Annotated in this window: 7 protein-coding genes; all 7 read right to left on the bottom strand. The window is 67.6% G+C overall.

Translation table 11 applies throughout. The annotated features are described in order from the left end of the window. Positions 1 to 23 precede the first annotated feature (23 nt). From mraY to EKM57_RS06190, 7 genes are read right to left on the bottom strand one after another with little or no spacing between them, the layout of a single operon-like run. Positions 24 to 1,094: a phospho-N-acetylmuramoyl-pentapeptide-transferase gene (gene mraY / locus EKM57_RS06220; protein WP_129791618.1), complete on the bottom strand. Its 1,071-nt coding sequence runs from the start codon at positions 1,092 to 1,094 to the stop codon at positions 24 to 26. Then, on the bottom strand, positions 1,094 to 2,473 hold the full coding sequence (gene murF / locus EKM57_RS06215) for a UDP-N-acetylmuramoyl-tripeptide--D-alanyl-D-alanine ligase (RefSeq protein ID WP_129791617.1): 1,380 nt from the start codon (positions 2,471 to 2,473) through the stop codon (positions 1,094 to 1,096). Before murF ends, mraY begins: the two co-directional genes overlap by 1 nt. Continuing rightward, on the bottom strand, positions 2,470 to 3,885 hold the full coding sequence (locus tag EKM57_RS06210) for a UDP-N-acetylmuramoyl-L-alanyl-D-glutamate--2,6-diaminopimelate ligase (RefSeq protein WP_129791616.1): 1,416 nt from the start codon (positions 3,883 to 3,885) through the stop codon (positions 2,470 to 2,472). The genes murF and EKM57_RS06210 overlap by 4 nt, the downstream gene beginning before the upstream one ends. Beyond that, positions 3,885 to 5,582, bottom strand: a complete 1,698-nt coding sequence (locus EKM57_RS06205; protein ID WP_129791615.1) for a penicillin-binding protein 2 — start codon at positions 5,580 to 5,582, stop codon at positions 3,885 to 3,887. The genes EKM57_RS06210 and EKM57_RS06205 overlap by 1 nt, the downstream gene beginning before the upstream one ends. Further along, the gene (locus tag EKM57_RS06200) at positions 5,582 to 6,205 is read right to left on the bottom strand and encodes a hypothetical protein (protein WP_129791614.1); all 624 of its coding nucleotides are present in this window, start codon (positions 6,203 to 6,205) and stop codon (positions 5,582 to 5,584) included. The genes EKM57_RS06205 and EKM57_RS06200 overlap by 1 nt, the downstream gene beginning before the upstream one ends. Next, entirely contained in the window at positions 6,202 to 7,173 is a 972-nt protein-coding gene (gene rsmH, locus EKM57_RS06195) for a 16S rRNA (cytosine(1402)-N(4))-methyltransferase RsmH (protein WP_129791613.1), read from the bottom strand. Before rsmH ends, EKM57_RS06200 begins: the two co-directional genes overlap by 4 nt. Further along, entirely contained in the window at positions 7,170 to 7,649 is a 480-nt protein-coding gene (locus tag EKM57_RS06190; RefSeq protein WP_129791612.1) for a division/cell wall cluster transcriptional repressor MraZ, read from the bottom strand. The genes rsmH and EKM57_RS06190 overlap by 4 nt, the downstream gene beginning before the upstream one ends. Positions 7,650 to 8,111 lie beyond the last annotated feature (462 nt).

Genomic DNA, 8,111 nt, shown 5'->3' with positions numbered 1-8,111 from the left:
CCGCCTTATGTTCCGCATCGCCGTCACCGCAGCTTCAGCGTCGACAAGCCCGCCAGCGCCAGGACGAAGCTGATGATCCAGAAGCGGATCACCACGGTCGGCTCGGACCAGCCAAGCTGCTCGAAATGATGATGGATCGGCGCCATCCTGAAGACCCTTTTGCCGGTCCTCTTGTAGACGGCCACCTGGATGACGACCGACAGCGCCTCGACGACGAACAGTCCGCCGACGATCGCCAGGACGATCTCATGCTGGGTCGCCACCGCGATCGCGCCGAGCGCGCCGCCGAGCGCAAGGCTGCCGGTATCGCCCATGAAGACCGCGGCCGGCGGCGCGTTGAACCAGAGAAAGGCGAGCCCCGCCCCGATGATCGCGGCGCAGAGCACCGTGAGGTCGCCGACCCCGAGCACATGCGGGATGCCGAGATAGCCCGCGAAGATCGCATTTCCGACGACGTAGGAGAAGACGAGGAAGGCGAGGCTTGCGATGATCACGGGCATCGTCGCGAGACCGTCCAAGCCGTCGGTCAGATTCACGGCATTGCCGAAGGCGACGACGACGAAGGCCGCAAAGAGGATGTAGAATGGACCGAGATCGATCACCGGACCGTTGTAGAAGGGGATGTAGAGCTCTGTCCCCGCGCCCCAGCTGATGATCCAGACGCCGATGCCCGCGACGATGAACTCCGCGAGCAGCCGGATGCGGCCCGAGACGCCTGCATGATGGCGCTTCTTGACCTTGTCATAGTCGTCGAGGAAGCCGATCACGCCGAAGCCGACGGTGATGAACAGGCACGCCCACAAATAGCGGTTGGAGAAGTCCATCCACAGCAGCATCGCGCTGGTGAGCGACGTGAGGATCATCAGCCCGCCCATCGTCGGCGTGCCGCGCTTCGCAAGGTGCGATTGCGGCCCGTCCTCCCGGATCGGTTGGCCCTTGCCCTGGCGGACGCGAAGCCAGCCGATGAATCGCGGCCCGATGATCAGCCCGATGAACAAGGCGGTCGCCGTCGCCGCGCCGGCACGGAAGGTGATGTAGCGGAAGAGGTTCAGGACCCCAGGGAACCCCAATTGTTCGGCAATCCAGAGAAACATCAGCCCTTCCCGCCCGCCAGCGCCTCGACGAGGGCGGCTAATCCGATGGAGTTCGATCCCTTGACGAGCATCGCGTCGCCGGGCCCGATCGCCTCGCGCGCGAGGCCGGTCGCGGCGGCCGCGTCGGGCACATGCGCCAAATCCGTGCGGCGGCCAAGCGCTTTCGCCAGCGCCTCCATCTCCTCGCCCACCAGGATCGCATAGTCCACCCCGGCCTCGGCGATCGGTTCGGCGAGTGCGGCATGAAAAGCGTCGCTGTCGGGCCCAAGCTCGCGCATCGATCCGAGCACGACGATGCGCCGACCGGCAACCGGCTCCTCGCCAAGCACCTTCAAGGTCGCCACCATCGAGGCGGGATTGGCATTGTAGCTCTCGTCGATCAGAAGCGCCTCGCCGCCCCCGACCGATACCATCCGCCTCTCGCCGCGACCGGGAATGGCGGCTAGGTCGGCAAGCGCCAGCCCGGCCGCCGCAAGATCGCCGCCGACAGCCCAGACGGCCGCCAGCACCGCCAGCGCATTCGATACCATATGCTCGCCCGGCTGGCCGACGGTGAAGCTGAGCTGCGCATCGGGAAGGGTCGCGGTCACCATCGTGCCGCCTCTGGGCGCGCGAACCAGATAGGCAGCGCGGACGTCGGCGCCCTCTCCCAGACCGAAGGTGACCATCCGCGCCGCATGCGGACCGGCGAGCGCTGCGAGCCGGTCGCGGTGGGGGCTGTCGAAGGGCAGAATGGCCGTGCCGCCTCCCTCCAGTCCTTCGAAGATCTCGCCCTTGGCGTCCGCGATCGCTTCCTCGCTTTCGAAAAACTCCCTGTGCGCGGAGGCAATGGCGGTCACGAGCGCGACATGCGGCCGAACGAGCCGAGTCAACGCGGCAAGCTCTCCGGCATGGTTCATCCCCATCTCGAAGATGCCGTAGCTTGCCTCGCGCGGCATGCGCGCGAGGCTCAAGGGGACGCCGGTATGATTGTTGTAGCTCTTGACCGAGCGGTGGGTGCGCCCCGGATCGGCCCGATCAAGGGCGGCGTAGAGGGCCTCCTTGGTACTCGTCTTGCCGACCGAACCGGTGACCCCGATGATCCGGGCCGAAGATCGGGCTCGCGAGGCCCGGCCGAGTTCGTCGAGCGCGCGAGCGGTCTCGGCGACCTGGACATGCGGCCCTTCGACGGGTTGCGAGACGAGCAGGCCGGCAGCGCCCTTCTCCAGCGCCTGCGCGACGAACCGGTGGCCGTCGGTCGCCTCGCCCTTGAGCGCGATGAACAGGTCGCCAGGCTGGACCTCGCGGGAATCGAACGTGACCCCGGACACCTCGAACGTGCCGTGCGCATCGCCGCCTACCGCGGTCGCGATCTCGGCCGAGCTCCACAGGCCGCTCATGCCGCGCATTCCCGGGCGACGCTGACATCGTCGAACGGAAGCACCGTCTCTCCCACGATCTGGCCTTGCTCGTGACCCTTGCCGGCGAGAAGGATGATATCGCCGGGACCGGCCTTCTCCACGGCCGCGCGGATCGCGTCGCGCCGGCCCGGCACCTCGATCGCCTCCGGCGCGCCGGCGAGCACGTCGCGCCGGATGGCAGCCGGATCCTCGCTGCGGGGATTGTCGTCGGTGACGATGACCAGATCCGATAGCCGCGCCGCCACAGCCCCCATTTCGGAACGCTTGCCGACGTCGCGATCGCCGCCGGCGCCGAACACGGTGATCAGGCGGCCGCGCGCGTGCGGCCGCAGCGCCTCGATGGCTGACTGGATGGCATCGGGCGTATGCGCATAGTCGACATAGATCGGCGCCCCCGAGCGGGTGATCACGGCCCGTTCGAGGCGCCCGCGTACCGGATGAACCCGTCCGAGATTGGCGAGCGTCGGACCAATTTCCGCTCCAGTGGCGATCACCAGGCCGGCGGCGGTCAGCGCATTGGCAGCCTGATAGGCACCGATCAGGGCGAGGCTGACCTGGTGGACGCGCCCGTCCGCCTCCACGACCAGCTTCTGACCGAGCTCTCCGGTTTCGCGCGATACCAGGCGAAGGCTTTCGCCCCGGGCGCCGACGGTCATGACCGCGAGCCCGCGCTCGCGGCAGCGGCGGATCACCTCGTCGGACTTCGGATCGTCCGCCCAGATCACCGCGGTCCCGTCCGGTTCGACCACTTCGGAGAAGAGGCGCATCTTGGCCTCGAAATAGGCCTCCATCGTCTGATGATAATCGAGATGGTCGCGGCTGAAATTGGTGAAGGCGGCGGCGTGCACCGGCAACCCCTCGGTCCGAAATTGGGACAGTCCGTGGCTCGACGCCTCGAACGCGGCATGGCTGATCCCCATGCGAGCCAGGCCGGCCATGTTCGACAGAAAGGTGACGATGTCGGGCGTGGTAAGTCCGGTCGTCACTTGTTCGTCGGCCGTCGTGACGCCGAGTGTGCCGATGCTGGCCGAGCGGTGCCCGGCCATTCGCCAGAGCTGGCGACAAAGCTCGACATTGGACGTCTTGCCGTTGGTGCCGGTGACGGCGACCACGGTCCCGGGAAAGGGTCGGAAGAAGGCTGCCGCAAGGCGCGCGAATGCCCGGCGGGGCTCGGCGTCGGCGATGTGGACCGCGCCTTCCACCTTCGCCTCGGGCCGAGCGACGACCGCTATGGCGCCAGCCGAGACCGCGGCAGGAATGAAATCCTCGCCATCGAACCGGGCGCCGCGAAAGGCGCCGAACACCGTTCCGGGAGCAACCTTGCGATGATCTATGGCGAAGCCGGTGACGGGCGAGTCTTCGTCACCGCCGGTCAGTGTCCCGAGCCGCATCAGCGCCCCGCATTGGCAAGCAGCGGCAACAGCTCCGAATTGTCCACGTCGCGATTCTCGTCGGGGATGATTCCGAGCAGCGGCCCGACCCGGGCGATGACGCTGCCGACCACCGGCGCCGCAGTCCAGCCCGCGGTGGTGAACCCGTGGGTCTGCGCAGTGCCTTTTGGTGCATCCATCATCACCAGCACCACATAATGCGGATCGTCCATCGGAAAAGCCGCTGCGAAGGTGGAGACGTTCACTCTACGCGAATAGCCCCCGCTCGACGAAACCTTTTCGGCCGTCCCCGTCTTGCCGCCGACCCTGAAGCCGGGAACGTTGGCGTTGCGGCCGCTCCCGTGGGTCGCGACGAGGCGCAACAATTGCCGCATTCGGCGACTGGTCGCCTCCGAAAATACCCGGCGCCCGCGCGGCGTCTGCCCGGGCTTGATCCGCATCAACGTGGCCGGGCGCCAGACGCCACCATTCACCAATGCGGCATAGGCGCTGGCCAGATGCAGCGGCGTGACCGCGATGCCATGCCCGAAGCCGCTGGTCAGCACGGTGGCGCGGCCCCAGTCCCGAGGCCACAAGGTTCCGCCACGCTCGTGAAGCTCAATATGAGCGGGCTCGTGGAAGCCAAGCGCGCGAAACGCGGCCTGCATCCTCTCCGGTCCCATGGCATCGGCAACGCGAGCCGTGGCGATATTGGACGAATGGACGAGTATCTCCGGCACGGTGAGTGCCCGGTTCTGACCGCGATAATCGCTGATCCGGAACCGACCGATGGCGAGCGGGGCCGACGCGTCCCATTTGCGCGCCATCGAGTCGATAACGCCCGCTTCCATCGCCGCAGCGACGGTGATCGGCTTGAACACCGAGCCCAGCTCGTAGACGCCCATCGTCGCCCGGTTGTAGAGAGCGCTCGGATCGGATCGGCCGGCGGCGTTCGGATCGAAGGTCGGCGCGGAAGCCATGGCGATGACCTCGCCGGTGCGCACGTCGAGCACGATGCCCGTCCCGCCCTCGGCATTCTGGACGGCGACCGCGGATGCGAGCTCGCTCTCCATCGTCGCCTGCACGCGGCTGTCGATCGCCAGCGCGACGGGGCTGCCGCGTAGCCCGGGATCGGTCAGCCGCTCCTCGAGCACCCGCTCCATGCCGGCGACGCCGCGGCCGTCGAAATCGGTCCAACCGAGGACATGGCCCGCCATTGCGGCCTGGGGGTAGAGCCGTTCGGGCTCGCGGTTGAACACGACCGCGGGTTCTCCGAGCGCATTGACCGCCGCGACCAGCTCGGGAACGGCGCGACGGGCCAGATAGAGATAGTTGCTTTCGGCACCGAGCATCCGCCGGTACTCGGCAACGCTGCGTTCGGGGATCAGATCGTGGAGCCGACGCGCAAGCTCGTCCCGATCGCCGATGACCCGGCGGGGATGCACCCCGATCGACCAGGCATCGATCGTCCGCGCGAGCGGGATCCCGTTGCGGTCCACGATGTCGGCGCGCGGCGGGATCAGCGGGTTGCCGAGCTCGGCGGACCCGGTACGATCGGTGAACGCCTGCAGGAAGATGAGGCGCAGCACGACAAGCGCCGTCACGCCGGCGAACAGGAGCAGCACCAGCATCAGCCGGTGGTGGGTCAGCGCAAGTCCGTGCTGATCCTCTTCGCCATGGGGAATGGAGCGGCCGGCATGAGCGGCAAGCGTGGCCATCAGTTGCGGGTGCCCCCTCCCCGCTCGGAACGGGACTGGGCACCCAGGTCACGAAGGGTCGATTCGTCGAGCAATGCGGATCGCCGCGGCGGAGCGGAAGTCGCGGACGCGGGCGTCGACCTCGCCGTCGGAGCTTCGTCGGCAACAGGGAGGATGGTCAGGCTGGCACGCCGCACGAGGGGCCGATGGACCGGACCGGCGGCGGCCACGGCCGGGGCGGAATGAACCTCGGCAGAGGCAAGGCGCACCGGAGCCTGGCCGACCGGAGCCGGAGCCGCCGGAGCGGATTCGGCCGCCGCCAGGCGCACCTGCTCATCGCCGAAGGTGCGCTGGCGCACGTCGAAGCGGGCGAGGCTGACATTGCTTTCGAGGAACTGACCGGCGACGGGAGCGGAGAGGGCCAGCACTTCCGCATTCCAATGTTCGAGCTGCTGCAGGCGCGCACGGGTGCCGAGCTCGGTCTGGAGCGAACGAATGTCCTGGCGAGTCTCGACGATCTCCCGCTCGAGGCTGGCCAGCTCGGCGCGCTCGGCCGCAACCTGCAGCGACAGCATGTAGCAGCCGAGCGCCGCGGCCCCGACGGCCGCCACCCAGGCGACGGGTCTGAATCCCCTGACGATCATATCGCCGATCCTCTCTCAAAGCTGTACCAGGCCGGGGCCGACGTGCGGCGCGCCGCGCGCAAGGTGGCCGATCGAGCGCGCGGGTTGCGGGCGAGCTCGTCCTCGCCGACACGCACCGGCTTGGCGACCGCCTCGAAGGTCGGTGCCGGACCGCTCTCCGTAGCGGCCGGCAGGTGGCGCGAGCGCGACGGCAGGGCACCGCTGCGCTCCTTCAGGAAGCGCTTGACGATTCTATCCTCGAGGCTGTGGAAGGTGACGACGGCTAGGCGGCCGCCGGGTGCAAGCACCTGTTCGGCGGCCGCCAGCCCGCCCTCGAGCTCGTCAAGCTCCTGGTTGATGTGAATCCGTATCGCCTGAAAGGTCCGGGTCGCCGGGTCCTTCTTTGCGCCGGGCCGATAGCCCACGGCGCGCCGGACGATCGTGGCAAGCTGTCCGGTCGTTTCGATCGGACGCCCGACCACGATGGCGCGCGCGATGCGGCGCGACTTCGGCTCGTCCCCATAGCGGAAGATGATGTCGGCAATCTCCGCCTCGTCGGCGCGATTGAGGAAATCGGCTGCGCTCTCGCCAGCGCGGGACATGCGCATGTCGAGCGGCGCGTCGGTCTGGAAAGAAAAACCGCGATCGGCCTCGTCCAGCTGCATCGACGAGACGCCTATATCCAAGGTGACGCCATCGACCGATTCGACACCGCGGGCGGCAAGCGCCTGACGCATCCGGGAGAAACGCTCCGGTACAAGCGTCAGGCGCTCCCCGCTCGAGGCAGCCAGTGCCTTGCCCCACTGGATCGCCTCGGGATCGCGATCAAAGGCAAGGACGCGGGCTGCCCCCCTATCGAGAATGGCCTTGGTGTATCCGCCGGCGCCGAACGTGCCGTCGACATGCGTTTCACCGGGTGCAACGGCGAGAGCGGCGACGACTTCGTCGAGCAGGACGGGAAGATGGCGAGGAGCGGCGGTCGTGGTCATGCTGCGACCCCCCTCTCCTCGAGACGATAAGCGGCGAGCTCGCGCAGGTCGGCATCCTGACTCTCCAGCGCGAGCCGCGGATTCCAGATTTCGAACGTGCCGCCGACGCCGACGAACAGAGCGAGATCCTCGATCTGTCCCTTGCGACGCATCATCGGGGGCAGGATGATGCGTCCACTGCTGTCGTAAGGGACCTCCTCGGTGATGCCGAAGGTCCGGCGGGCGCGGGCGAAATGCGCCTGAGGGTCGGCCGCCTCCTCGTTGAGGCGGCGACGCTCGTTCTCGACGTAGAGATTGCGGGCGTAGTTGCGATCGTAGGCGGTGAGGCAGGGGTCGACCTCGTGCGCACCGATGATGATCGCCTTGGCGTCGGAACGGCGCTCGATCACCGAGCGAATGAAGGCCGGGACGGACAGACGCCCCTTGGCGTCGACCGCGTTGAGCGCGCTTCCATTGAAGAGATGCTCAAGTTCCACCGAACGCCAGGCCCCTGCCTACACACAGGCCCTCCCCGTTCCCGGGCGCGCGTCTCAGCGCGTCCGCGTCGTCGCCGCGGCTGAACAGGAAATGCCCCTAATTACCCGTTGGTGGATAACCCAATGGGTGCGGGATTGGAAGGGTTTTCCATGCCTTTTTATGGGATTTGATGCCGCAAGAGCGGGAAGAGGCCCCCTATTCGTGGTTTGTTCTTGAACCAGTTGCTTGCTTGTTCTCTTTTCTGAGCTGTGGATAAGTCGGTGAATATGCGGCGACGCCCTGATGCGACCGCCAACGAGAGCCGCAACCCGCTATCGTCATCGAACGCGGCTTCCGTGATTCGCCTGCGGCGCGGCGTTGCGCCGGAACGGGGCTTTCGGGATCGCCTGTGGTTGGGTCGGCCGGCAGCAGGGAGCGCGGCCACGAGGCAGCAGGCCACGGCCGGCGCAGGCCGGTTGGCC

This window comes from Sphingosinicella sp. CPCC 101087 (assembly GCF_004151485.1).
Taxonomy (GTDB): domain Bacteria; phylum Pseudomonadota; class Alphaproteobacteria; order Sphingomonadales; family Sphingomonadaceae; genus Allosphingosinicella.
This window is presented reverse-complemented; position numbering and strand designations above follow the sequence as displayed.

What these genes read in the sequence shown, in the direction of transcription:
- murF (WP_129791617.1), bottom strand. Translation starts at nt 2,473, where the DNA reads ATGAGCGGCCTGTGGAGCTCGGCCGAGATCGCGACCGCGGTAGGCGGC.
- mraY (WP_129791618.1), bottom strand. Translation starts at nt 1,094, where the DNA reads ATGTTTCTCTGGATTGCCGAACAATTGGGGTTCCCTGGGGTCCTGAAC.
- EKM57_RS06210 (WP_129791616.1), bottom strand. Translation starts at nt 3,885, where the DNA reads ATGCGGCTCGGGACACTGACCGGCGGTGACGAAGACTCGCCCGTCACC.
- rsmH (WP_129791613.1), bottom strand. Translation starts at nt 7,173, where the DNA reads ATGACCACGACCGCCGCTCCTCGCCATCTTCCCGTCCTGCTCGACGAA.
- EKM57_RS06200 (WP_129791614.1), bottom strand. Translation starts at nt 6,205, where the DNA reads ATGATCGTCAGGGGATTCAGACCCGTCGCCTGGGTGGCGGCCGTCGGG.
- EKM57_RS06205 (WP_129791615.1), bottom strand. Translation starts at nt 5,582, where the DNA reads ATGGCCACGCTTGCCGCTCATGCCGGCCGCTCCATTCCCCATGGCGAA.